The organism is Bacillus sp. AR8-1 (assembly GCF_008042345.1).
In the GTDB taxonomy this organism is placed as follows: domain Bacteria; phylum Bacillota; class Bacilli; order Bacillales; family Bacillaceae_G; genus Bacillus_A; species Bacillus_A cereus.
The window spans coordinates 67,410-93,838 of the sequence record NZ_QNUB01000019.1 but is presented as its reverse complement, the minus strand read 5'-3'; the positions used below and the strand labels follow the sequence as shown (position 1 = coordinate 93,838).

Sequence of the window (26,429 nt, the reverse complement as noted above, 5' to 3'; positions counted from 1 at the left end):
ATTGTCAATGGTTTTTCTAAAAATATATAAAAAACTTTGTATATTTTAAATAGAGATAAAAAAAGAACAGCGATTAATGCTGTTCTTTTCCGTTGACAAATTGTTGTAAATCAAAAGGAGTTATCGCCTGGATAAATTCTTTTGAGATAAGTGTTTGAACGAGAGTGCTCTCAGAGATAGAAGCACCTGTTTTCTTTTCATAAGCTTGTTTTAATAAATCAAGTTTTTCAGCCGTTTCTTTTGGTAATTCAATTGTAAGTGTGTTCATAATTTCTCCCCCTTAGTATTAGAGTACCACTACAGTATAGGAGAGACAAGAAAAGAGAATATGAAATATAAAAAAGGTTACCAAATTTTCAAATGGTAACCTTTTTTATGTATAAGAGTTATTAAGCAATACCGATATACTTTAAAGTTTTTGATGGAGTACTGTGATCAAAGAAGTGTTGTAAAAATGCAATATCAACACCTGATTTGTATGCACAATAACCCCAAGTTTTTCGAAGTGTATGTGAGCTAATCCCTTCTAATCCAACTTCTTTTGCAGCTTTGTTTAAAATGTACCATGCATGTTGTCTCGTAATAGATTTTGTTCCTTTTTGAGATTTTAACAATGGTTCATTACGTTTCCAAGTTTTACGTTCTTTCATGTAGTCTTCGATTGCGTGCTGTAAGTCTTCATTTACAGCAAACCATTTATGTTTCTTCACTTTTTCATTGTAAAATAAAATGGAATGGCGAACATTTTCATTTTCATCGATTACATCACTAACTTTTAATTGTAAGATTTCACTTACTTTTAAGCCAGAATTTACAGCTAATACGAATAATAAGCCATCACGTTTCGAAGATTGTAAAAGTATATTTTTGATAGTTTCTAATTGTTTTTCATTTTGAATAGGTTGTCCTGCTTGTTTCATTTCACGCACTCTCCTCTTTTATATGTGTAAAGGAAAGGATTAACTTGTTTCTTACTATAAAGGGAGAGTGTGAATTTCATGTGAACTCCTAGTGAAATTAAGACAAATTATTTGACTTCTTTTACTTTTTGTAAATTGAAATAGAATACAACACTGTTAGTCGTATTATACACACCGTATTCGGCATGATGGAGGTCTAAAATGTTTTTTACAATAGATAATCCGAGACCAGTACCTCCAGTGTGACGGCTACGTGATGCATCTAGACGATAGAAGCGATCCCAAATTTTTTCAAGACTTTCTTCAGGGATAGGGTTTCCTGTATTTTCGATTTCGACTTTTACGGTATCTTCTGCCTCTATAATAGAGACTTGTATTTTTTCTCCATCTGGCGTATAACGGATTGCATTACTTAGTAAGTTCACAACTACTTGCTCAATGCGACTGCGATTTGCTTTAACAAGTATAGAAGGGTCTGCATCGATGTTCACTTGTAAATGTTTTTCTTCCATGCTAAATAATAATTTTGTGTAGACTTGTTGCGTTAATTCACCGATTGAGAACGTCGTCATATCTAGTTTGTAAGTACCAGATTCCAACTTTGCTAATTCTAACATTTCAACAATCAGCCTGTTCATATTTTCTGTTTCTTCTAAAATAACATCAGTATAATACGAAGTATCCTTACTAACACCATCTTTAATTCCTTCTGCAAAACTTCTAATTACACTCAGTGGTGTTTTTAATTCGTGTGACACGCCAGAAATGAATTCTTTTCTTGTTTTTTCCAATTGACGTTCACGTTCAATATCTTGTTGTAACTTTGTATTAGCGACATTTAATCGATCGATTCGATCTTTTAAATTTACAGATAATGTATTGATACTGCCAGAAAGCCCGCCAATTTCATCGTCAGCTGTAACAGGTAATTTCTCGCTGAAATCAAAATTAGCCATTTTTTTTGTAACACGATTTATTTTAATTAATGGCTTAACAATGATTTTTGAGTAGTAGAAGGATAACAAAATAATAACGAGAAACACGATAATTAAGGCATAAACATAATAATCTTTTAAAACGAGCATCGCTTCATTAACAGGCTGCAAAGATGCTATCGCAAAAGCGTATTCTGTAATCCTTCCATTTTCTATAATCGGTTTTACAAAGATACTATTTTTTATATTTTCTCCACCATCTAATATAAAAGTACTTAATTGGTTCGAGTTAGAAGTGCCCTCTCTAATCATATCTGCGAAATATTGAACGGCTTGTAATGTTTCAATATCATTTGCAAGACGAACCTCAGCTTTGGATGGGAGCTGTAACTTAGTTATAACACCTGTAAAGACGATTCGAGTTGTAGATTTGTATCGGCTTGCAAGTCTGTTCTTAGAAGGGTTACCATTAATTGACTGAAAATCCGAATAGAAATGTTCGTTCTGCCATTGATTATAATTCGTTCCTAATTTTTGTGGTGTGATTATATTATTCTCTTGTACGACTCCATCAACATTGATTATTACATCTTTTTTTAAACCTAAATTTTCGAATTTATTATATTCTTCTGGTGTTAAAAGATTATTGAGTGGAATGGAATACTGTTTATTATTGTTGGGATTAAATACATCGATATAGTAATTGTTATCACTTTTAATAATACCGTTAGAATCCAAAAACTGCATATCTGCATTTGTTTTATCATGAAATTCTTGTTTTAGTTTTCTAACCTGCTCATAACTTTTATCACTTTTATCATAATTATCTACGAATTTTTCAAAAGCAGTTTGGACTGTTTTTACTTTCTTATTAATATAAAATTTCTCTAAAAATAGAGATTGTCCTAGGAAAAAAAGTAGGAATATGATTGTAAATAAAGTGGATGTTAATAAAAATAGTTTAAAGACGATACTTCTGTTTTTCACTGCGTCACCTCTTATGAGAAATACTGTAAATGATTTCTTTATCCCGCCTTAACAGGTAATAAGACTCCTACTTCAAAATTCGGCAAATACAAGGGAGTTAGGCGGGAGATCAACTGCCCGTAAAATCCTGATTGGTTCAACTAATAATCAATGGGGAATGGGAAAAATCCCCACTGATTAAAGTTTCACTTTATTATAACAAACGTTACAAGAAAGTAGAGGGGAGAAATCTGTCTCTTTATAAAATAGTTATCTATAAAAAGTCACATAAAAAGAACTCGCCAGACGTATGACAAGTTCTTTAGTGTATTATTGTTGAATTGCTGCATCTAAAGCGATTTCAATCATTTCGTTAAATGTAGTTTGACGCTCTTCAGATGTTGTTTCTTCGCCAGTGAAGATGTGATCGCTAACTGTTAATACAGATAATGCATTTACACCGTATTTCGCTGCTAATGTGTAAAGAGCAGTTGTTTCCATTTCTACTGCTAATACACCGTAATCTCCAAGTTTTTTAACCATGTCCATGCTTTCACGATAAAACACATCTGCTGTTAAAACGTTACCGACACGAACGTGTAATCCTTTTTCAGTTCCAGCATCGTAAGCTTTCTTTAAAAGATCAAAGTTTGCAGCTGGTGCAAAATCAAATCCTGGGAATGTTAAACGGTTCATATTAGAATCAGTACAAGCCGTCATTGCGATAATAACATCACGAACTTTTACATCTTTTTGAATTGCACCGCAAGTTCCAACGCGAATTAAATTTTTAACTCCGTAGCTTTGGATTAATTCGTTTACATAAATAGAAATAGAAGGAACACCCATACCTGTACCTTGAACAGATACACGTTTTCCTTTATAAGTTCCAGTGAAACCTAACATACCACGTACGTTATTATAGCAAGTAACATCCTCTAGAAATGTTTCAGCGATATATTTTGCACGTAATGGATCACCAGGTAATAGAATAGATTCAGCGATTTCGCCTTGTTTTGCTTCGATATGTACACTCATGAAAAGTCCTCCTTATAATGTATTGATAGAAATCAATATCATTTGCATTATACACTACGAATCCTTTCAATTAAAATCTTTTTATTATTTGTAATATGTGCAAAATAGGAGGATTTCATAAATCATAATCTAGAATATATACCTTAAGAAGTTTTGTATGAACAGAGACAATAAAAATGGTAGGTGATGTTTTGAAAAATCTTGTCATTGGACTTATTGCGTTAGTACTTATTGTGGCAGGAGGATTTTACATAAAAAAATATCAAGAAAACGAAGAGACTGTAGGAGATGTTCAGGAAGTAAAGTGGGATGTGTCAAATGGAAAGGGAAATGAGAAAGTAGATATTGTATTTCAGTTGTTAAACAAAAAGAATAATGAAATTCGTGGTGTAAATGATCAAATTCGGGCAGTGATTGTAGATGGACAGTTAAAACACATACAACAAATTAAACCTACATTTGCAGGGAACGGGTCATATAAGTTATCTTCCAAAATAGCGAAAGACGAAGAATATACAATATTTTTATACGAAGATAAAAATAAGTCCGTAGAGTCATTCGCTAGGAAAGATTTTGGTAGAACGAAAGAGGAGAACAATAAGAAAAAAGTGAAATTTCCAATCGACAGTGTACTTACAAAAAAAATAGGAGAGTATGAAGTTTCTCTTTTATTTGGCGCATTACATCCGAATGAACCAGTTACGTTAACATTTCAGTTTCAAGCGAAAAAGGGTGAAAAATTGAAATTACATTCAGAGAGAGGAGAAGTAGAGTCACTCTATATCGTGGATGAAACGAAGGAGAACTTTTTATACGCTATGCCTGTAGATACGGATGAGCAATTACAATACCGGATTACATTTCCTGCCGAGGGCACGTATAAAATGTGGGGGAATTTCTATATAAATGGTAAGAAGTATGAAAAAGAATTTATTGTACAAGTTCAAAAAAGAAAAAACAGCTAAGAATTTAGCTGTTTTTTCTTTTTCCTATTAATTTTGTTACAGAGAGCATTGTAATTGGTAAAGAATGATTCTTCCTAAATGCTAAATATTTACCGCTCCATGCTGGTTTATATTTTTCTTTAAAATGTCGTAATCCGCTGAAACTATACGTATAACGAACGTTATTAAAGATTGCAGCAGCCACTCGTTCAGACCAGAAAGACTGTGTGGATAAACCAACATTTGAAAGTGGTGCCATACCAATATTAAAGGAGTGGTACTCATTTTCTTTTGCCCATTGGAATAAGTGGATGAAAATTGCGTCCATAATGCCGCTAGGCGCATCTGGATAATATCGCATTAAATCGACAGATAATGATCCGTTTTGATATACGGGCATGAATGTTGTGAATGCAATAATTTTTCCATCCGCATCAGATAATGTTGCGATAGGAGCGCGACTAATATATTCACGATCGAAGTATCCGAGTGAAAAACCTTTCTCTTTTTTTCCACCAAGCCATGCATCTGAAACTTTTCTTAACTCTTCATATAATTCGTCGGAGAAAGGTGGCTCATGAATAGAGAATGTATAGCCTTCTCTTTCAAAACGGTTGAAAGTAGCTCGCATGCCAGCACGTTTCTTTCCTGTTATTGTAAAGGTATTTAAATCAACAACAGCTTCTTCACCGAGCTTAAAGAAGTTATAACCAAAATCGTGATATAAACTCATCCATTTACTTTCAATTTGGTAGAATACACAAATGTATCCAAATCGATCAGCCTCAGCTAAAAACTCTTGCAATACAGTACGATAGGAGGAAGGGTCACCAATTGGATCACCTAGTACAATAAGTCGTTTTCCAGTTATTGAGAAGAGAATGAGTGCTTTTCCATCACTACTGAAAAAGAACTGCTTATCTCCTAAAAAACCTAAATGACTAAGTACATTTCCACCATGTTCATCTAAGAAGTTTTGTAATCTTTTATCATTAGCTGGTTGCCCGGGAAATTCATTTCGATAACGATTTGCAATGAGTGAACCAATTAGTAAAAAAGTAGGAACAAAAAAGGCAGCTGCTAATGCACTTCGTTTCACTTGTGTAATATTACGAACGACAAAATCAGGTTTGAAAGCTTCCTTTGCACCTGCAAATAAAATACCTAAGTTTTTATATAAATATAACGTTACAAGTAGGAATATAAAAACTTTTACGATATCGGAAAGTGAGACTTCCATTTTCTCACGTACAAACCTTTTACGAAGCATATACAATACAGCGAGTACGATTAATAAAATAAACGTTTCTTCAACATCAATTCCTTTTAGTGTATTAAAAATAGCCGCTCCAATTAAAGAAACAATCGTCATATAATAAGAACGTTTTGTTCCGTAATATATCCCCCGTGAAAGAATGAGTAGGAGAATACCGAATGTTAGTGATAAGCTAAAAGAAAATTGAATAAGGTGTTTTGGAGCTAGAATATGTAAGGCGTGTGCCCGATTTATACTTGTCGGTAGAATGGTTGATAAAATAACCATTAAGCCAGCAAATACTGTTAAAGCAGCAGATGCCCAAGAACCTAACTTTCCTAGAAAGTCACGCTGCAAGGTCCATATAACACCAGTTGTCTCTAATGCAGGCGCAATAAAAGGTTTATCTTCAAACTTTTTAATGGCTACTCCTGTCATTTCAAAAGCTGCAAAAATGAGACCAAGGCAGAATGGTAAGATGTAATAGACGAGACGATATAATAACATAGCAGGGAGTAAAACACCTGTATCGATGCCGTATTGCCCAAGCCCAGTTAAGAAGACAAGGTCAAATGATCCAAGGCCACCAGGAACAAGACTAACGACACCAGCTAAAGCAGCAATGACATATACGCCTAAAAACTTTTGGAATTCGATTTCAATGCCAAATAATAATAATATGACGTACATAACAATACCAGCAGATACCCATTCGACTAATGAAACTAATGAGTATAAAACGGTTGGGTTCTTCTCCTCTTCTTCTTGTCCCTCTGTTTGCGTCGCTTTTCTATTTTTTAATTTAGAAAACCCGATATATATAGGAACGAAAAGAGCAAAGAAGATAAGAACAGGCCATAGCCATGGTTTTTCATGCAAAATAAATCTCGTGTCTAATATTCCGATAAGACCAAGAAATGAAAGAATGGCTAATCCATTAATAAAGGCAGTTGTCATCCAAGCGATACTTTTAATAAGTTTTCCATTTTCTTTTATGTATGGACGATAAAGCATTGTGCGTACGCCGGCTCCAACGAGACCACCAAACCCGATAAATCCATTTAAAGTATTAGCAATCCACGAGATACGGAAAATCTTTTGGACAGGAATATCAGCTTTTAAGTAACGAAGCATAACATAGTCATAAAAGAACATTGTTGATACAGCGAATGCACCAAGTGTAATTGCTAAAAAGACTCCTCCAGTTGGAATGTTTTTAATTGTATCAATCGCTTCTAAAAAAGAAATGCCCGCTAATTCTTTTTTTGCTTGAAAGAATACAATTGTTAATACAACAAATGGGAAGATAATTTTCCCGATTTGTAAGAAACGTTTCCATGAAAACGACATAAATACAACTCTCCTTGTGTAAGAAAACTGAGACAATAATATTATTATGACAAACTTCAAGAAAAATAAAAAGGTAAATTCCTGTATAGGGGAGCTATTTTTTATATAGGTATATTTAAAAGAATATTTTGTTTATCAGAAAATTAAGTTAGAATAAGATAAAAGAAGGAGGAGGGGGGAGTATATGATTATAAAAGGTTATGTAGGATATGAGTTAGAAAAAGCGAAACCTAATACATCAGAGGATTTTTTTAACAGATCTGAAGTGACATATATATTAAATGATAAAGAGAAAACTTTTTCGGTTTTATACGTTCGATATTTTGAAGAAGTTTTACAAGAAATTACTCCTTTTGAAGGAAATCCAGTGTATAAAGTAGAAGAACAAAACATATATTTGCGCGATATTGTAGCGATATGTTGTTTAGTGAAAGATAGGGAGCTTCGTGCGCAAAAACGTTTGTATTTAAATAATATGGAAGAATTTCAACAATATTTTGATGAAGGAACGGTGTTGAAAGTACAAGAAATATTGGCTGAATTACATAAAAATAAAAGAGTAGAAATAGTGTGAAATGGCAAAGGAGAGAGAAAAATGTCTAATTTGATGGTTGAAAATCAAACAGAACAAGTTTCTATATTTTTAGAAGATGCTATTCATTTAATAACCAATTATGTAAATTATCATACGTTGCCTTCTTTATTAGAGGAGACACCGGCAGGGAACGAGCAATATTATAAAGGGTTATTAGCATCAATGAGACGACTTCTCGTTTTTTGCGAAGAAGGACATGATGCATGTTTTGTTTTGTTGAATAGTCAGCCATTTCGAAAAACAGCAGCTGAAAAAATTTTATATAAGATTTACCATCAAGTAATTGCAGAGTTTTTTTCACCGAAGAGTGATTATTGGTATGAAAATAGTCGGTCTGCATATACCGGAAAAAATTCTATCGTTTTTCAACAAACACCACCTGCATCATTGGGGCAAGTGATGAAGAGTTTAGAAGGTAAATTTCAATTGATGCGTGAAGAACTAGAATATTATGAGACGGATTATCAGACAAAGATGTTACACAAATATTGATTGCGGAAAAGAAGCTAAGGTGACTTAGCTTCTTTTCCTTTTGTACAGTTATATAAGGGATTTTCATTGAATATAGTTAAGTGGATAGCATTAGGGAGGTGCAACATGAATCAGCAAGGTGTATTTACAGATTACTTTCATGAAGTAGAAAATTGGTGTGAAAGTGTTCTTCACGTATTAGATAGCCGCGCAATGGAAGTGTATGATGTCCATATGCTTGCTTATAAAATTCAGACGTTGTTAGAGCGTATGAAAGAGCATGAGTATGAAACAGATGCAGAGTTTATGTATGAAATAAGTGATGATGTAGAACACATTCAGCATCACTTGCAGGAAGTATTTATGCAAGAAGAAGAGGAATATGAATTATATGAAAGAGGGGATAGCGAACGAGCTGTTCCAATTGGAGGACATACACTCCCGCCATTACCTTATCCGTATAGTGCGTTAGAACCGTATATTTCTAAAGAAATTATGATGTTACACCATGATAAACATCATCGGAGTTACGTGGAAGGGTTAAATAAAGCAGAGAAGATGATGGAAGAAGCGAGAAAAACAAATCAATTTGATTTAATTAAGCATTGGGAAAGAGAAGCGGCTTTTCATGGGTCAGGTCATTACTTACACACGATATTTTGGAATAACATGAAAAAAGACGGTGGTGGAAGTCCAAGAGGTGCTTTTTCACAACAAATCGAACAAGATTTTGGGAGCTTTTTACGTTTCCAAAAACATTTTACAGAAGCGGCCTCTAAAGTAGAAGGTTCAGGCTGGGCAATTCTCGTTTGGGTGCCCCGGTCTGGAAGGTTAGAAATTTTGCAAAGTACACTTCATCAATTATTTACACAATGGGATACGATACCACTCCTTGTACTAGATGTCTGGGAACATGCGTATTATTTACAATACCAAAATCGAAAAGATGAATATATTAAAAACTGGTGGAATGTTGTAAATTGGCCTGATGTAGAAAAAAGGTTTGAAACTGCGAAACAAATTGAATGGACACCATATTAGACGCAAATTCTCTGCGTCTTTTTTAATGGAAGCAGAAGGAAGATTTCGTTCATATTTTAAAAGGCCAAGCATACACTTGTACAAAAAGTGCCAAAAGGACGTGGGGGGAAATATGAGACGAATTTGTGTAATCATTACGCTTCTTATTATGTACGCAAGCGTTATGCCAATTCCTACATATGCAAAGATGAACAGCAATGTCAGTGCTCGAAATGCTGTATTAATGGAGCAACAGTCTGGTCGTGTATTATACGGAAAAGCAGAACATGAACCTCAAAAAATTGCTAGTATAACAAAAATTATGACTGCCTTGTTAGCTGCTGAATCAGGGAAGATGAAAGAAATGGTGTCAGTTAGCAATGAAGCGGTGAGGGTGGAAGGATCAGCAATCTATTTAAAGCCTGGACAAAAAGTGAAGTTAGAAGATTTAGTATACGGACTCATGCTTAGATCTGGTAATGACGCAGCGCAAGTAATTGCTGAAAGTGTGGGTGGGAGTATAGATGGATTCGTATATTTAATGAATGAAAAGGCGAAAGAAATTGGAATGAAAGATACTCACTTTTCAAACCCTCATGGTTTAGATGGAGATGGATCACATTATTCGTCGGCTTACGATATGGCGTTATTAACGAAGTATGCAATGGGAAACGAGTCATTTAAAAAAATCTTTGGAACAAAAACGTATAAATCCGATTCTTGGGATTACCCGTGGAAAAATAAACATAAGTTGGTAACGTCTTATTATGAATTTGCAACAGGAGGAAAAACAGGCTTTACGAAGAAAGCAGGAAGAACGCTTGTTACAACGGCATCAAAAGATGGACTAGATTTAATTGTCGTAACTTTGAGTGCTTCTAGTGATTGGGATGATCATATGAATCTATTTGACAAAGGATTCGAACGTTTCAAGCAAACGAAAGTTTTAGGACAAGGAGCAATTGCTGAAATAAATGAAAAGAAGTATGCCAACCATGTTTATACGAAAAATAGTTTTTCCGTGCCGTTAACTGAAGAGGAAAGAAAGAACGTGTTATTAAAAGTTGAACTGGATAAAAGTATAACGCTTGAGGATGGAGTAAAGGTTGGAAAGACAGATGTTTATGTTGGCAATGAGAAAGTTGGAGAACGGAATTTATTTTATAGTAAACGGAAGTTAGTAGCTACAACGGGACTTTACTGGAATAATGTGAAAGAAATTTTTTCTTACATGATAGGTGTTGGGAACGATGGTTAATCTCGTATGGGTAGCGATGGCTGTCATTGGGATTGTATACGCCATGATAAATGGAACGATGGAAGAAGTGAATAAGGCTGTATTTGACGGAGCAAAAGATGCAGTAACGATTTGTATAGGACTTATTAGTGTTTTAGTATTTTGGCTTGGTTTAATGAAAATTGCAGAGGAAGCCGGATTGTTAAAAAAATTAGTTTCACTTTTTATGCCGATAGTAAAAAGGTTGTTTCCAGAAATACCAAAGGACCATCCGTCCATGGGATTTATTCTATCAAATATGATGGCAAACTTTTTTGGTCTAGGTAATGCAGCAACCCCTCTTGGTATTAAAGCGATGGAACAACTAAAAGAGTTAAATGGAGGAAAGGATTCGGCGAGCCGTTCTATGGTGACGTTTCTAGCATTAAATACATCAGCTATTACATTAATTCCTACGACAGTCATTTCAATTCGAATGACGTATGAATCAGCCAATCCTACTGAAATTGTTGGGGTAACATTTATTGCACAAGTACTTTCTATGATTGGAGCGATTTGGATTGACCGCTATTTTTACCGAAGAAGGAGTAGAAAGGGGCGGAAAAAATGAGTATTGTAAATACAATTTCCTTATGGGTAATCCCTTGTGTAATTGGTTTTATCCTTTTATATGGCACGATAAAGAAAGTGCCGACGTATGAATCGTTTGTTGAGGGAGGAAAAGAAGGGATTCAAATTGCAATTTCCATTTTACCGTTTATGGTTGGAATGCTTGTTTCTATTTCTATATTCCGATCTTCAGGTGCGCTAGATGCAATGATATCAGTAATGAAGCCAATGCTAGATTTAATTCATGTTCCAGCAGAAATCGTTCCATTAGCACTAATACGCCCTATTTCAGGTTCTGCTGGTCTAAGTATTACGACTGATTTAATTGCCACATATGGGCCAGACTCATTCATTGGGAGATTAGCTTCTACGATGCAAGGGAGTACAGATACGACTTTTTATATTTTAACAGTATACTTCGGAGCTGTTGGTATTAGAAAAATGGGAGATGCATTAAAAGTAGGTCTTTTTGCAGATTTAATCGGAATTATTTGCTCGATTGTCTTTGTTTCCCTATTGTTTCAGTAAAGCTATTCATTTTTTATGCTATTTCGCGTATAATACGTATACGACCACTATTAAGGTGTAGCTTAATAGTGGTTTTTTTATGTGGTATTTTTGACAAAATGATGAACTTTTATTGTGAGAAATATGAAAAATATGGACAATAATAAAGGATAAAAACATGATTTGACCTTTATATGTTTAATATCATCGCTATGTTGTTTAAGTGAGATGGAGCGAATAACCGTAAAGCGTATGCGGTTGCCAAGTCTTTCTAATGTAAGGTAAGATAAATTCGAGGTGAAAAAAAGAAATGGAACGATTACAAAAAGTGATTGCGCAAGCAGGTATTGCATCGAGAAGAAAGGCTGAGGAATTAATTCAGCAAGGAAAAGTGAAAGTTAACGGAAAAATAGTGAAAGAGTTAGGAACAAAAGTAACTCCTCAAGATAAAGTAGAAGTAAATAACATCCCTCTTGAAAAAGAAGAACCTGTTTATTTTTTACTATATAAACCAACTGGTGTAATTTCAAGTGTATCAGATGATAAAGGTAGAAGTGTTGTAACAGACTTTTTCCCTGAAATTACACAACGTTTATTCCCAATCGGACGTCTAGATTATGATACGTCAGGAGTATTATTAATGACAAACGACGGGGACTTCGCAAATATATTAATGCATCCTAAATATAAAGTTGAAAAAACGTATGTTGCAAAAATAAAAGGCCCATTAACAGGTGAGAAAATTCGCATGTTAGAACGCGGTGTTGCACTAGAAGACGGTAAAACAGCACCAGCACATGTGAAAATTATTTCTTGGGACAAGCGTAAAGAAATGGCTATTGTACAATTAACAATTCATGAAGGACGTAACCGTCAAGTACGTCGTATGTTTGAAGCGTTAGACTGTAAAGTAGTGAAATTAAAACGTGAACGTTATGCTTTCTTAGAAGTAGGAAGCCTGCGACCTGGTGATGCGAGAGAATTGACACCACATGAGGTGAAACAATTACGCGCGCTTGCTTCTACAAAGCCAAGATAAGCTATAGAGTTAAAAATTCACCAGTGGAGTGCTCTGCTGGTGATTTATTCAATACAACATTTACAGAAGATAATACATAACATTTACCGAGGAGAGGAGAGGTAATATGAAGAAAAATCGCTTATTATTTCGCGTTATTATTCTACTCATTTTATGTGGTGCTGTAGGATTTACCCTTTATCAAGGATTCTTTGCTAATAAAGAGAAAATGCAAATCGGAAAAGAAGCACCTAACTTTGTTGTGACGGATTTAGAAGGGAAGAAAATTGAACTAAAAGATTTAAAGGGAAAAGGTGTATTTTTAAACTTTTGGGGTACGTGGTGTAAACCTTGTGAAAAAGAAATGCCTTATATGAATGAATTATATCCAAAGTATAAAGAAAAAGGCGTTGAAATCATAGCGTTAGATGCAGATGAAACGGATATTGCAGTAAAGAACTTTGTGAACCAATATGGTTTGAAATTCCCAGTTGCTATTGATAAAGGACAAAAGATTATAGGAACATATGGAGTAGGTCCATTACCGACAAGCTTTTTGATTGATAAAGATGGAAAAGTAGTGGAGCAAATTATAGGTGAACAAACGAAAGAACAGTTAGAAGGGTATTTAAAGAAAATTACTCCGTAATAAAGAAAGCCTTTACATAAGAGGTGCGTGTCTATAGTGCCTCCGGTTTAAAAATTCTGAGTATTGCGGTAACTTGAGGTTAGAATATACAATAGTACATATAGAGACAGGGCGGTGAGAGTGTTGAAAGAAATTAAATGTGAATGTGGACATGTTAATCCGATAGGAACCGTTTTTTGTGAAGCTTGCGGGAAACCATTTGAAAGCAATGAAAATGCAAAACTATTGGATATGCGCTATGAGGGGAGTGCACGGAGATCTCTCACGCAAACAAAAACGATAGTCGATAAAATTTGGAGCTTTTTCTCTTCTGTAAAAGTGGGTGTATGGCTAATCGTAATAACTTTAGCTGCATCAGCGATAGGAACTATTTTTCCGCAAGAAATGTACATAACTCCAGGGATTGCACCAGCTGAATATTATAAACAAGAATACGGATTTTTAGGGCAATTATACTATCAATTAGGATTTAATAATTTATACGGTTCATGGTGGTATATGATTTTGATTGCTTCTATCGGTATTTCACTTGTGATATGTAGTTTAGACCGCGTTATTCCACTTTATAAAGCTTTAAAAAAGCAAGGCGTAAAAAGACATCCTAGCTTTTTAAAGAGACAGAGATTATATGGGACTGGTACACCGAAAGATGGTGACCTGGAAAGAGTGCAAAAGAATTTAAAGAAAAGAAACTATAACGTGAAAGTGGAAGACGGAAACGTTTTAGCAGAAAAGGGACGCTTCTCGCGTTGGGGTCCATATGTAAATCATATCGGTCTTATTATCTTTTTATTCGGTGCGATGCTTCGTTTTTTACCGAGTATGTACGTAGACGAAGCACTTTGGTTACGTGATGGTGAAACGAAAGAAATACCAGGGACGGATGGACAATACTACTTAAAAAACGAGAAATTTATAAAAGAAGTTTATGATAAAAGTAAGGACAAGGAAGTTTTTGAGGAAGCGATTGATCGTGTAGGCGATAAAATGATTGCGAAAAACTTCCAAACGAATGCTGTATTATATAAAGCTGTGGGCGAAAATATAGCAGGGCAAAAACCAAAGTTGGAAAAAGTAAAAGAAGCGGAAATTCGAGTAAATGAACCACTGAAATTTGATCAATTTGCAGTGTATCAAGTGGATTATAAAGAAAGTGAATTTAAAAGTATGTCCTTCAACTTGCAAAATAAAGAAAATAATCAAAAATGGGGACCGATTAAAGTAGATTTAACGAATCCTAAGGAAAAATATGATTTAGGAAATGGTTATTCTCTAGAACTATTAAGCTATTTTCCTGATTTTTATTTTGATGAGAATGGAAAACCAAATACAAAAACGAAATTACCGAACAATCCTGCATTTGTATTTAAAATGTTTACACCTGAAACACCAGATGGTGAAGTGAGTTTTGTTGGTATTCAGCAAAATATAGAACCTGATGGAAACAACAAATATAAAATGTCCTTTGCAGGTGTGGAAATGCAAAATGCGACAGCGCTTACTGTAAGAAAAGATTTAACGCTTTGGATTCTCGGTGTTGGAGGATTTATATTTATGGTCGGTGTGATTCAAGGTATGTATTGGAATCATCGCCGTATTTGGATACAACGCGTTAATGATGAATGGTGGATTGCAGGGCATACGAATAAAAATTGGTTCGGTTTAAAGAAAGATATTGAGAGAGTACTAGAAGGTACAGCAATTCCGCAGCCAAGCGATAAAGTAGTCGATAAAAAAATTAGTTAAGGTGGGGAAACGATATGGTGCAAATAAGTAGTAACTTTCTCTTTACCGCATTTATTTTATATTTAATTGCGACTCTATTTTTTGGTGGAGCCATTAAAGAAAAGGGTCATAAATGGGCAAATGTAGGAATAACAATTACAATTTTAGGGTTTATAGCACAAACAGTATATTTTGTTACAAGGTGGATCGCATCAGGGCATGCACCAGTTAGTAACTTTTTTGAATTCGGTACATTTTTCGGCATGATGCTTGTAGGAGCATTTATTGTAATGTATTTTATGTACCGTGTAAGTATAATTGGACTATTTGCATTACCAGTTGCGCTTTTATTAATTGCCTATGCAAGTATGTTTCCGAGGGAAATATCTCCGCTTATTCCATCTTTAAAAAGTAATTGGTTACATATTCACGTGACGACTGCAGCAGCAGGACAAGCAATTTTAGCGATTAGTTTTATTACGGGCGTTATGTATTTATTAAAAAATGTAGATCAATCAACGAGAAGTAAACGGACATTTTGGCTAGAGACGGTAGTATTTACACTTGTTTGTACAGTTGGATTTATTGGAGTAACAACGGTATTTTCTAGTATGAAATATGAAGCGAAGTTTCAATGGGTTGATAAAAATGAACAGCAACTGGAAATGAAGTACAATCTTCCGGCTTTAGTTGGACCGCATGAAGGGAAGTTACTGACAGAAAATAAATTAGAACCGGCAGTTGAAGTTCCAGCGATTGTAAATGCGAAGAAATTAAATACTGTTATTTGGTCAGTGTTAGTTGGAACATTACTTTATATTGTATTAAGACTTGTTTTACGGAAGCGAGTATCGGCAGCACTTCAGCCGTTAGTAAAGAATACGAATAGTGATTTACTAGATGAAATCGGATATCGATCTATTGCAATTGGATTCCCAGTTTTCACATTAGGAGCGTTAATTTTTGCAATGATTTGGGCTCAAATAGCGTGGACGCGTTTTTGGGGCTGGGATCCGAAAGAGGTTTGGGCACTTATAACGTGGCTCTTTTATGCTGCAGTACTACATTTACGATTATCTAAAGGGTGGCATGGAGAGAAATCAGCTTGGCTTGCAGTAATTGGTTTTGCAATTATTATGTTTAACTTTATTGTAGTAAACTTAATTATTGCCGGTTTACATTCATATGCATAGAGAAATAAAATAGGAGAGTGCATGTCACTTTCCTATTTTATTTTTGTCAACTTTTCTTCTTTTTTGAGAAAAACATGACAAAGTAGCGGTTGATTTTGTAAAATGATGTCGAGGACATTATATACTGTTCAAAAAAAATACATAGTTTTGGAAAAAAATTGAACAAAATTTATTATTCTTGTGAAGCATAATATGGGAAGTGAAACATTTAGAAGATTGCTTAAATAAACGAGAATAGCGCAACATAATAGTAAAGAAGGGTAGGTGTGAACCGCTGAAGTGAGAGTACGCAGCGGGTAGAGATGGAAAATGAATCAAGAATTTTAATTGTAGATGATGAGGATCGTATTCGTCGTTTATTGAAAATGTACTTAGAAAGAGAACAATACACAATTGAAGAAGCAGATAATGGTGATACAGCTTTAGAAATGGCGTTACAAAATGATTACGATTTAATCTTATTAGATCTTATGATGCCTGGTAAAGATGGCATTGAAGTATGTAAAGGGGTTCGTGAGAAGAAAGCGACACCAATTATTATGCTGACAGCAAAAGGTGAAGAAGTAAATAGAGTACAAGGATTTGAAGTTGGAACAGATGATTATATTGTAAAGCCATTTAGTCCACGTGAGGTCGTGCTACGTGTGAAAGCGGTATTACGTCGTGCTGTACCAACAACATTCTTTACACAAGATACAACGACAAAAGATGTTACTGTATTCCCGCACTTAACAATTGACAACGATGCACACCGTGTTACTGCAGATGGTAATGAAGTAAACTTAACGCCGAAAGAATATGAGTTACTATTATTTTTAGCGAAAGCTCCTGATAAAGTATTCGATCGTGAGCAACTGTTAAAAGAAGTATGGCAATATGAATTCTTCGGAGATTTACGTACAGTTGATACACATGTAAAGCGTTTACGTGAGAAGTTAAGCAAAAAATCACCAGATGCAGCGAAAATGATTGTTACTGTTTGGGGTGTAGGTTACAAATTTGAGGTTGTGAACGACTGATGCTTTGGAGAAGTGTAGTAGGGAAGTTATGGATGACCATATTACTTCTCGTTTCGTTTGTTCTTGGATTTGTTGCGATTTTACTTTCACAGTTTTTTAGAACGTATTATGTTGATATGAGTGAAGCTAGGCTTCAAAAAGTCGCAACAAGTGTTTCAGAGTTAATTGAAGAAGGTGCCGATGTAAAAACGATTGAGAATATCGCTTACAAATTCTCTGATCCACTTTCAAGGATTATTATTGTAGAAGATGGTAAAGAAATCTCTTCTTCACCGAAACAAGAAGGCTTAGTCACTCTTACAATGGATGACTTAAAAGAAGATAAAGAATTAGCGGCTGTGTTTACAGACAAAAAAGAAATTAAGAATAACATTAGAAAAGCCTCTAATAGTAGAAAGAATAAAAATACTGAAAATGATATTATGATTGTCGGAAAACCAGTGCAATCAAAAAATCAAAGTGCAGTGTTTGTGTACGAATCTTTACAAGTGCCGATACAAGGTATGGAAAGAACGACTGATTTTATATTCTTATCAGCAGGGATTGCGATTATATTAACAACTTTCTTTGCATTCTTCTTATCTACTCGAATTACAGCACCACTTCGTAAAATGCGTGAGGTTGCTTTTGAAGTGTCGCGTGGGAAGTTTGATGCGAAAGCCCCTATGGTATCTCAGGACGAGATTGGTGAGCTTGCAACGGCCTTAAATCAAATGGGGAAACAGTTGAAGTTTAATATGAATGCCCTGCAGCAAGAGAAAGAACAGTTAGCAAGTATTTTGAGTAGTATGGCAGATGGGGTTATTACATTAAATCAAGAAGGGGAAGTTGTAGTAATCAATCCACCGGCTGAACATTTCTTACAAGTTTGGCAAGAAGAAAAAGAGATAGAGCTCAGTAAAAAACTGCCTTCTGAACTTGTTGAACTATTCCATCTCGTTGTAGAAAGCGAACAACAACAAGTTGTTGAAATTAATTTACAAAAAGGGAACTATGTAGTTCTTATGACGCCGCTCTACAATCAAACGAAAATTCGCGGGGCTGTAGCAGTACTGCGAGATATGACGGAAGAACGTCGTCTTGAAAAGATGCGTCAAGACTTTATTGCGAATGTATCGCATGAACTTCGTACACCGATGGTCATGCTGCAAGGGTATAGTGAAGCAATTTTAGATGATATTGTGCAAACGAAAGAAGAAATTAATGAGTTTGTTCAAATCATTTATGATGAATCCGTTCGTTTAGGTAAACTTGTAAATGAATTATTAGATTTAGCACGCATGGAAAGTGGTAATGTAGAGTTACATATAGGTGAAGTGGACATACATCCGTTTGTTGAAAAAATTGGTCGTAAATTCCAAGGGATTGCAAAGGATAAAGAAGTTGAACTAACAATTGATTTCAAAAATCCAATTGAACAATACCCGTTTGATGCAGATCGTATGGAACAAGTATTGACGAATTTAATTGATAACGCAATACGTCATACGAACGCAGGCGGACATGTAACACTTGTAATTGATACGAAAAATAATGGTCTCATTTTTGAAGTACAAGATTCGGGCGTTGGTATTCCAGAAGAAGATATTCCATTTTTATTTGATCGTTTCTATAAAGCTGATAAAGCAAGAACACGTGGGAAAAAAGGTGGAACAGGACTCGGGCTTGCGATTGCGAAAAATATTGTTCAAGGCCATGATGGTAAAATTTCTGTATCAAGTGTTGTTGGAGAAGGAACTGCATTCTCTGTCTATTTACCGAATCGTATAATTTAGATATACGTTTTTAAAGTTGATAATGAATAAAGTTCTGCTGTTTTTTATTTTTTTGTAAACTCAATTAAATAAAGAATGGTAGAACTTTTTTCTATGTTGCTCGAATAAAGAATAACAAGAGAGGTGCTGTGAAGAAATGAAATTATATACAAAAACAGGAGATAAAGGAACGACAAGTGTAATAGGTGGTAGGGTTGATAAAGATGATATCCGTGTGGAAGCGTATGGAACAATAGACGAGGCGAATTCTCATATCGGATATGCAATGACTAAACTACAAGGCGGGCCTTTCGGAGATATTTACAATGAACTTGAAACGATTCAACATGAACTATTTGATTGCGGGGGAGACTTGGCGATAGTAGGTGAGAAGATACCTTATAAAGTAAAAATTGAAATGGTCGAAAACTTAGAAAGTAGGATTGATTCGTATATAGAAGAAGCACCGCCGCTAGAGCGCTTTATTTTACCAGGTGGAAGCGAGTCGGCAGCTGCTATTCATATTGCACGTACAGTTGTAAGGCGAGCAGAACGATGTATCGTGTCCTTACAAAAAGAAGGAAAAATAAATGAAGTTGTTCTAAAGTATGTAAATAGATTATCTGACTATTTATTTGCAGTAGCTAGAGTAATAAACGCTCGATTACAAGTAAAAGATGTAGAGTATAATCGCAGTGCAATCGTTTTTCGTGATAAGAAAGAGAAGGAAGTGGAGTGATTCACTTTCTTTTTTGTATACTTTTTTCTGTAATATACCAAAATAGAGAAGGTATGGTGGTAATTAGAAAACGGAGGATGTATATGAAAGTTTTAAAATACGGCGTTATGTTATTGACAGTACTGTTTTTATCTCAATTACATGTGTACGCAGAGGGAAATCAATGGGCATGGCCTGTTGAAGGACAGATAAGTGATTATTTTGGGACAAGACACGGAAAACACTACGGTATAGATATAGCGGCACCGATCGGCACGCCTGTGTCAGCTATTCAAGAAGGGAAGGTAACAAAGTCTTATTATTCAAGTAGTTATGGAAACGTTATATTTATTAAACATGGAGAATATGAGGCTGTGTATGCACATTTAAATAAGAGATATGTAGTTCAAGGGGATTATATTTCAAAAGGAGAAAAAATTGGAGAAGTAGGGAACACGGGAGAATCGCGAGGTGCACACTTACATCTAGAACTTCATCAAGGAAGATGGACGATGGCGAAAAAGAATGCGATGAACCCATTGCTTGTTTTAAGTGAACAAAGAAATGAAGTTGTTTCTTCATCATTATATGTCGTACAAAAAGGGGATACTTTAGTTAGTATTGCACGGAAATTTAGTATGACACTTAAGGAAATTAAAGAAAAAAATGGATTGCAGCAAGAGCTAATTTATCCTAATCAACAATTATATGTTAAGTAAAGGCAACGTCTCAAAAATTAAACTTTGAATATTCTTAAATAAGGTTCAATGTAAATGAAATTATATGGGCGCTTCTCCTAGAAGTATTGAGTGAATTAGAGTATCTATATTTAAAAGAAAACCGTCCCAAAATTTATTTTGGGACGGTTTCTTTTACCAAAAAATAAAGACACATATAAATCCAGAAATAGCTAAATAGCTATATAAGTAAAAAACTTTTGTTCTTGTTTTCTCTTTTGTTCGAAACAGTACGATAGTCGGTTCAATTAAACCGATTGTCAAACAAAGTAGGCCAAGAAGCATACAACCAATCGAAATAGAATACAGAGCGATTTGTGGTGCTTGAAATGGAATCATCCATTTTAATAAAAATGCAATAAGTGCAGTGTAACAAATGCTACCGATGTATTTATTCAGTGGTGTATTAGAACGAAAGCCAGGAAGTTTTTTTAAGAAAGAGCGGGAAACAACTTCTGTTTGTAAAGATGTATGCTCTTCAATAATTTTTTGAGCTTCTTTTCCTTTTTGAAAAAGAGATAAGATCCAATTTCGCTCACCCTGAAAAATAAATTGAGAAGTTGTCAAATAGTGATCAATCTTCACTTTACTCCAACTCTTCCACGGATGACGCTCACACAATTTTAATTTACTTTCTGTTTTCTTATCATACTGATAAATACTGATGCCATCTTCATCGAAAGTAGCATAGTATGTCTCGTTTGAGAATGTACCTAAATCAATTGGGCAGTAGAAAAGTAATTCTTTTTTTAAGTAAAAGTATTCTTTTCTTAAGTTTTTTTTCATTGCTTCTCGAATAGAATGTCTCTTTTCTTTTTTCATGACATTTCCTCCATAACTCAGAAAATGTTCTTATCTTAACAATTCAATATCTTATCACTTTTAATTATATATGACTAGGTAATTCAAAAGAGAAATGCCGAATAATAAAAAATATGGATTGTATTGTAAAATATTTCGCAATTCATTTGTTGTTACGAAAAATAAATAACTAATTTTAAATAAGTTACAATTTTTTAGTTCACAATGTTATGAGGTTGTTGTATAATGAAGGGGAAAATAGAATATCGGTCTATCTTCGGGGCAGGGTGAAAATCCCGACCGGCGGTGATGAACTATTTATGATTTTGTTCTAAGCCCGCGAGCCGTTAAGGCAGGATTTGGTGTGATTCCAAAGCCGACAGTATAGTCTGGATGGGAGAAGATGGAGGTTCAAGCGTTCAAAAAAGATATGGATTTGAACGTCTGTTTGATGTGCCTTAAATTCTCCCTTTGTGTAAAACACAAAGGGTTTTTTCGTTCTATGAAAAAATAGGCATAGCAGAACCTTTCCACTTTCCATGAGATGATCGATGGAAAAGGAGAGAGAAAGATGAAACAAAAAAACAGTGTAGTGCAGATGGTGAGTGTAGCGATGCTAAGTAGTATTGCATATTTACTAATGATGTTGGATTTCCCGTTCCCAGGGCTTCCGCCATTTTTGAAAATTGATTTTAGTGATGTACCAGCTCTAATTGCAGCAATTATCTTTGGACCAGTAGCAGGAGTGATTGTAGAGGCGATAAAGAACATTTTACATTACGGGATTCAGGGAAGTTTAACAGGAGTACCAGTTGGAGAAATTGCAAACTTTATTGCAGGATGTTTATTTATTGGACCAGCAGCTTTCTTATTTAGAAAGTATCGTACTGTGAAGAGTTTAACGACAGGATTAATGCTAGGGACAATTACAATGGCACTTATTATGAGTGTATTAAACTACATCATCATATTCCCGGCTTACACTTGGTTTTTAAATTCACCGGCTATGTCTAGCGAAGCTATCAGAACAACGGTTGTAACGGCAATCTTACCATTTAATTTAATTAAAGGAATTGTTGTAACAATTGTATTTGTAGCATTATTCTCACGCCTGAAAGTATGGGTGTTTGCAAAAATGAAAAATGCATAATATATATTAAAACCATTAGTAGTGTGGAACTACTAATGGTTTTTTATTAAGGAAAATAAAATTTAGATACAAAAAACGCCCCTCATCAATATGAGGGGCGTTTTTTGAAGTTAATAAAAGACTATTCGAATTTTAAAGCGTCTCCGTCGAATGATTCGTCAGCAACTTTAATTGAGTCAGTTGGACAGCCTTCGAATGCATCCATCATATCTTCAATTAATACATCTGGAATTTCAACGATACCTTGGTTATCGTCTAATGTTACAAATGCAATACCTTCATCATCATAGTCATAAATGTCTGGTGCAGCAGCGCCACAAGCACCACATGCAATACAAGTATCTTTATCAACGATTGTATATTTTGCCATCTTTTTTCCCTCCTGATAATATGTATGTGAAAAGCTCGCCATAAAAATTATAACCTTATTGTAAAACGGTTTGTGAAACTTTTCAACATAAAATTATAATGATAATGCTTATCAATTAGAGTGTCAACTTATTTTTGAATTATTTCATAAGATTTTCAAAATACGTAAATGTGATTTCGTTTGATACAATAGAATATATACAAGTATATAGTTCTTATATGATAAGTTTAATGAGCGACAGTAGAAAGTGTAATTGTACTGAAAAGAATGAAGTTAAGATTGGAAGGTGGAAGCGGTCATGCAAATACAATATACTTTGTTGCATTGTTTAAAACAATTGAATGGTGAAAGAACCGTTTCTTCTATTTATTATTTACTAAAGGGCAAACGTTCTTCGCAAACTTTACAAGATGGAAATATGTTCCGGATTTCTTTTTTATTCGGAATATATAAATCATTAAATAGAAATGACTATGATGGTGAAGTTGTAAAGTTGTTGCAAGCGGATTTTATTCAAGAAATACATGAAAATACATATGTGTTAACACCTACGGGTAAAATGCAGTTACATAAATGGGAGGAAGTTTATGCTTTTCCAGCACATTTGCATGGTTTACATTATGGTGAATTAGGTGAAACATTTTGGAAAAGATTATCATTGATTATTCAAACCATATCAAATTTACAACAGAATAATACGAAGTTTATCCCAATTCAACAAGATACAGAAATAATGATGTGGGTAAAACGTTTTCTAACAGGAAGGCCATATAAAAGAAGTGAGTTGGCGAGGAAACTATGGACGGAAGTACATAATCTTTTGGAAAAGAGTAATGCGATAGAAGCGACGATTGTAACATATCGACTAACGGGCTATGAACGTATTGGTTGTACATTGCAACAATTAGCAGAAATTACGAAACAAGATATATTCAGGGTGTATTTTTTATTTTGGGGTACAATGCATTTCTTTATACAAGAAGTTCGTGATAAAGAAAATGAATTTCCACTATTAGCTGAAATTATATCTTATCCAAATGAGAGAGCTGAATTATTTAGTTTATCCACGAAAAAAACATATAATTTTTGGAGACAAGGGCGTTCTTTAGAAGAAATAGCGACGATTCGGAATTTAAAGGTTGCAACGATAGAAGATCATTTTGTTGAAATTGCTTTGCGAGAAAAAGATTTTTCTATTGAAATGTTTATGGAAAAAGAAAAGATAGACAAAGTAATAAAAGTAATTGAAGCATTACAAACGCGGAAGTTACGTGTTTTGAAACAAGCTGTTGGAGAAGATATCTCTTATTTTGAAGTTCGTCTTGTATTAGCGCGGATGGAGGGTGTAAATGAAACTTGAAGAATATTTATATAAGTGGTTTGGATATTCTGAATTTCGTCCAGGTCAAAAAGGAGTTATTACAGATTTATTAGAAGGAAAAGATGTGATAGCAATGCTTCCGACTGGAAGAGGGAAATCTATGTGCTATCAGTTTCCGGGGCTTATGCGAGAAGGAACAGTGCTTGTTGTATCACCGTTATTATCTTTAATGGAAGATCAAGTGACACAATTAAAGTATGTTGTGAAAAACCGAGTGATAGCATTTAATAGTTTTCGGACATTAAATGAAAAAAGGGAAGCGATGAAAAAATTATCTTCATATAAATTTATTTTTGTTTCACCAGAGATGTTACAGTCGGAGTTATTAATTAGGGAATTGAAGAAAATTCATATTTCATTATTTGTTGTTGATGAGGCTCATTGTATTTCTCAATGGGGTTATGATTTTAGACCGGACTATAAGAAACTAAATGTAGTTATTGAAAATATTGGTTCTCCTACAGTATTAGCATTGACAGCCACAGCGACAAAAGGGGTACTACAAGATATCGCAGACAGTTTAAATTTAAAGGGTGCCGCGGAACATGTATACTCTATTGACCGTCCTAATATTGCGATGGAGGTGCAATTTGTAGAGACGATAGAAGAAAAGAAAGAGGCGCTTTTGGAGCAGGTGATGTATTTACAAGGGCCGGGAATTGTATATTGTTCAAGTAGAGCGTGGACAGAAAGGTTAACGGAATACTTGAGAGGAAAAGGTGTTACTGGTGTAGCTTTTTATCATGGTGGTATGGAACATGAAGAGCGTATGTTAATTCAACAACAGTTTATGAACGATCAATTGCAGCTTGTAATATGTACAAGTGCATTTGGTATGGGGGTAAATAAGGCGAATACGCAATATATTATTCATTTTCATTATCCAACTAATATAGCTTCTTACTTACAAGAAATCGGAAGAGCTGGAAGAGATGGCGAACCGAGTATAGCTATTTTATTGTGTAGTCCGTTGGATCATGATTTACCAATTTCAATCATTGAGGATGAATTGCCAAGTAAGTCGCAAATACAATTTTTATTTTCTTTACTACAAGAAAGAATGTTTCAAACGAAAGAATTACCAATAGAAGATGTAGAAGAAATTTGTTATAATGCAGCAAGATTTAATGAGCAATATTGGCGTTTCGTTCGTTATCATCTCGAACAGGTTGGAATTATACAACAACGAAGATTATTATTAGAGAGTTTGTCAGATGAAATTATGAACCGATTAATAGCTGAAGTAGAAATAAGGTTGCGTAATAAATATAGTGAGCTAGAAAATATGAAGTCATGGATACGAGTTAAAGGATGTAGACGTGAATATGTGTTGCAACAGTTCGGTTATAGGAAAGAGAAAGAGTTAAATAATTGCTGTGATTATTGTGGTATTACAAAAGAAGATTATAAAAAAAGACGAGCGCAACAATCGGATTTCGACTATAATTGGGAAACAGAGTTACAAAAGCTTTTCGGCCTAGAAAAGATGGGGGAATGATGAACATTCAAAGGCATAATGTTGAAGATATGAGTCCGCAGGAAATAAGGCTGAATCTATATATAACACAGTTAATTATTATCGGTATTGGCTGTTTACTAGCATATATATTATTTCAAGATGTAAAAGAAGTGTTTAATTTATGGAGATGGGAACCAGTATCTATACTTATTATAGGTGGTTTGTTAGCGATTGGTATTGTGTTATTAGATTATGTTGCAATGCGAGTGTTTCCAGAGTCTTGGTTTGATGATGGTGGTATTAACGATAAGATGTTTCGAGGAATGTCGGTTCTGCATTTACTCATTATTACGTTCGTAATCGGTTTTGCAGAAGAATTTTTATTTAGAGGTGTAGTGCAGACTCATTTTGGAATTGTAATTGCGAGTTTCGTATTTGCAGTGTTACATATTCGTTATATAACAAAGCCATTTTTGTTTTGTTTCGTCTGTTTCATTAGTTTTGTCTTTGGTTATGTATTTGAATGGACAGGGAATTTGTTTATAACAATCTTTGCACACTTTCTTGTTGATTTTATAATGGGACTCCAATTAAGAAAATAAATGGAA

26 protein-coding genes and 1 riboswitch are annotated in these 26,429 nt (G+C 34.5%); of the genes, 19 read left to right on the top strand and 7 right to left on the bottom strand.

The window, feature by feature from the left end; all coding sequences use genetic code 11:
* Positions 1-73: 73 nt before the first annotated feature.
* The 4 genes from DN400_RS15535 to deoD all read right to left on the bottom strand — a co-directional run bounded on the left by DN400_RS15535 (position 74) and on the right by deoD (position 3,859).
* Positions 74-268, bottom strand: a complete 195-nt coding sequence (locus tag DN400_RS15535) for a DUF3924 domain-containing protein (protein WP_001094860.1) — start codon at positions 266-268, stop codon at positions 74-76.
* A 121-nt stretch (positions 269-389) separates the two neighbouring features.
* Entirely contained in the window at positions 390-920 is a 531-nt protein-coding gene (locus DN400_RS15530; RefSeq protein ID WP_000806236.1) for a tyrosine-type recombinase/integrase, read from the bottom strand.
* 107 nt (positions 921-1,027) lie between these two features.
* A complete protein-coding gene (locus DN400_RS15525) occupies positions 1,028-2,842 on the bottom strand; it encodes a sensor histidine kinase (protein WP_000797514.1) in 1,815 nt (604 codons plus the stop codon).
* A 309-nt stretch (positions 2,843-3,151) separates the two neighbouring features.
* Complete coding sequence (gene deoD, locus DN400_RS15520) at positions 3,152-3,859, bottom strand: purine-nucleoside phosphorylase (RefSeq protein WP_000110707.1); 708 nt, start codon at positions 3,857-3,859, stop codon at positions 3,152-3,154.
* 176 nt (positions 3,860-4,035) lie between these two features.
* Between deoD and DN400_RS15515 the strand changes: the two genes are divergently transcribed.
* A complete protein-coding gene (locus tag DN400_RS15515; protein WP_000232602.1) occupies positions 4,036-4,824 on the top strand; it encodes a hypothetical protein in 789 nt (262 codons plus the stop codon).
* Positions 4,825-4,828: 4 nt separating this feature from the next.
* Here DN400_RS15515 and mprF read toward each other — a convergent pair whose 3' ends face one another.
* Complete coding sequence (gene mprF / locus DN400_RS15510) at positions 4,829-7,408, bottom strand: bifunctional lysylphosphatidylglycerol flippase/synthetase MprF (protein ID WP_000010853.1); 2,580 nt, start codon at positions 7,406-7,408, stop codon at positions 4,829-4,831.
* A gap of 184 nt (positions 7,409-7,592) precedes the next feature.
* On the opposite strand from mprF, the gene DN400_RS15505 reads away from it, so the two are divergent.
* The 14 genes from DN400_RS15505 (at position 7,593) to DN400_RS15440 (ending at position 20,642) form a co-directional block, all read left to right on the top strand.
* Positions 7,593-7,982, top strand: a complete 390-nt coding sequence (locus tag DN400_RS15505; RefSeq protein WP_000584360.1) for a hypothetical protein — start codon at positions 7,593-7,595, stop codon at positions 7,980-7,982.
* A gap of 21 nt (positions 7,983-8,003) precedes the next feature.
* On the top strand, positions 8,004-8,495 hold the full coding sequence (locus DN400_RS15500; RefSeq protein WP_000067551.1) for a YpuI family protein: 492 nt from the start codon (positions 8,004-8,006) through the stop codon (positions 8,493-8,495).
* A gap of 105 nt (positions 8,496-8,600) precedes the next feature.
* Positions 8,601-9,515 carry a superoxide dismutase gene (locus tag DN400_RS15495; protein WP_098255836.1) on the top strand — a complete coding sequence of 305 codons (915 nt, stop codon included), beginning with the start codon at positions 8,601-8,603 and terminating at the stop codon, positions 9,513-9,515.
* 112 nt (positions 9,516-9,627) lie between these two features.
* A complete protein-coding gene (locus DN400_RS15490) occupies positions 9,628-10,752 on the top strand; it encodes a D-alanyl-D-alanine carboxypeptidase family protein (protein ID WP_001252626.1) in 1,125 nt (374 codons plus the stop codon).
* Positions 10,745-11,341: a spore maturation protein SpmA gene (gene spmA / locus DN400_RS15485; protein WP_000247810.1), complete on the top strand. Its 597-nt coding sequence runs from the start codon at positions 10,745-10,747 to the stop codon at positions 11,339-11,341. The genes DN400_RS15490 and spmA overlap by 8 nt, the downstream gene beginning before the upstream one ends.
* Positions 11,338-11,868, top strand: coding sequence for a spore maturation protein SpmB (spmB, locus tag DN400_RS15480; RefSeq protein WP_000029514.1), 531 nt, complete (start codon positions 11,338-11,340; stop codon positions 11,866-11,868). The genes spmA and spmB overlap by 4 nt, the downstream gene beginning before the upstream one ends.
* 289 nt (positions 11,869-12,157) lie before the next feature.
* Complete coding sequence (rluB, locus tag DN400_RS15475) at positions 12,158-12,886, top strand: 23S rRNA pseudouridine(2605) synthase RluB (RefSeq protein WP_000440553.1); 729 nt, start codon at positions 12,158-12,160, stop codon at positions 12,884-12,886.
* A 106-nt stretch (positions 12,887-12,992) separates the two neighbouring features.
* The gene (resA, locus tag DN400_RS15470) at positions 12,993-13,514 is read left to right on the top strand and encodes a thiol-disulfide oxidoreductase ResA (protein ID WP_000742194.1); all 522 of its coding nucleotides are present in this window, start codon (positions 12,993-12,995) and stop codon (positions 13,512-13,514) included.
* A 120-nt stretch (positions 13,515-13,634) separates the two neighbouring features.
* Complete coding sequence (resB, locus tag DN400_RS15465; RefSeq protein WP_098211387.1) at positions 13,635-15,260, top strand: cytochrome c biogenesis protein ResB; 1,626 nt, start codon at positions 13,635-13,637, stop codon at positions 15,258-15,260.
* A 14-nt stretch (positions 15,261-15,274) separates the two neighbouring features.
* Positions 15,275-16,432, top strand: coding sequence for a cytochrome c biogenesis protein ResC (gene resC, locus DN400_RS15460; RefSeq protein WP_000250087.1), 1,158 nt, complete (start codon positions 15,275-15,277; stop codon positions 16,430-16,432).
* Positions 16,433-16,734: 302 nt separating this feature from the next.
* Entirely contained in the window at positions 16,735-17,451 is a 717-nt protein-coding gene (resD, locus tag DN400_RS15455; protein ID WP_000426861.1) for a DNA-binding response regulator ResD, read from the top strand.
* Positions 17,451-19,226: a sensor histidine kinase ResE gene (resE, locus tag DN400_RS15450; protein ID WP_147801736.1), complete on the top strand. Its 1,776-nt coding sequence runs from the start codon at positions 17,451-17,453 to the stop codon at positions 19,224-19,226. Before resD ends, resE begins: the two co-directional genes overlap by 1 nt.
* A 136-nt stretch (positions 19,227-19,362) precedes the next feature.
* Positions 19,363-19,944 carry a cob(I)yrinic acid a,c-diamide adenosyltransferase gene (locus DN400_RS15445; RefSeq protein ID WP_000781271.1) on the top strand — a complete coding sequence of 194 codons (582 nt, stop codon included), beginning with the start codon at positions 19,363-19,365 and terminating at the stop codon, positions 19,942-19,944.
* 83 nt (positions 19,945-20,027) lie between these two features.
* Positions 20,028-20,642, top strand: coding sequence for a peptidoglycan DD-metalloendopeptidase family protein (locus DN400_RS15440; RefSeq protein WP_000866228.1), 615 nt, complete (start codon positions 20,028-20,030; stop codon positions 20,640-20,642).
* A 153-nt stretch (positions 20,643-20,795) separates the two neighbouring features.
* Here the strand turns inward: DN400_RS15440 and DN400_RS15435 are convergent, their stop codons facing one another.
* Complete coding sequence (locus DN400_RS15435) at positions 20,796-21,482, bottom strand: hypothetical protein (RefSeq protein WP_000711798.1); 687 nt, start codon at positions 21,480-21,482, stop codon at positions 20,796-20,798.
* Positions 21,483-21,730: 248 nt separating this feature from the next.
* Positions 21,731-21,870, top strand: a riboswitch (FMN riboswitch).
* A 162-nt stretch (positions 21,871-22,032) separates the two neighbouring features.
* Here DN400_RS15435 and DN400_RS15430 point away from each other — a divergent pair.
* Positions 22,033-22,611: an ECF transporter S component gene (locus DN400_RS15430; RefSeq protein WP_000810856.1), complete on the top strand. Its 579-nt coding sequence runs from the start codon at positions 22,033-22,035 to the stop codon at positions 22,609-22,611.
* 121 nt (positions 22,612-22,732) lie between these two features.
* Here DN400_RS15430 and DN400_RS15425 read toward each other — a convergent pair whose 3' ends face one another.
* Positions 22,733-22,981 (bottom strand): ferredoxin, encoded by a 249-nt coding sequence (locus DN400_RS15425; protein ID WP_001151993.1) that lies wholly within the window; start codon positions 22,979-22,981, stop codon positions 22,733-22,735.
* A gap of 298 nt (positions 22,982-23,279) precedes the next feature.
* Between DN400_RS15425 and DN400_RS15420 the strand changes: the two genes are divergently transcribed.
* The 3 genes from DN400_RS15420 to DN400_RS15410 are packed head-to-tail and all read left to right on the top strand — an operon-like array spanning position 23,280 to position 26,423.
* Positions 23,280-24,341, top strand: a complete 1,062-nt coding sequence (locus tag DN400_RS15420) for a YpbB family protein (RefSeq protein ID WP_001167017.1) — start codon at positions 23,280-23,282, stop codon at positions 24,339-24,341.
* A complete protein-coding gene (gene recQ, locus DN400_RS15415; protein WP_000762977.1) occupies positions 24,331-25,860 on the top strand; it encodes an ATP-dependent DNA helicase RecQ in 1,530 nt (509 codons plus the stop codon). Before DN400_RS15420 ends, recQ begins: the two co-directional genes overlap by 11 nt.
* Positions 25,860-26,423: a CPBP family intramembrane glutamic endopeptidase gene (locus tag DN400_RS15410; protein ID WP_001025783.1), complete on the top strand. Its 564-nt coding sequence runs from the start codon at positions 25,860-25,862 to the stop codon at positions 26,421-26,423. The genes recQ and DN400_RS15410 overlap by 1 nt, the downstream gene beginning before the upstream one ends.
* Positions 26,424-26,429: the final 6 nt, after the last annotated feature.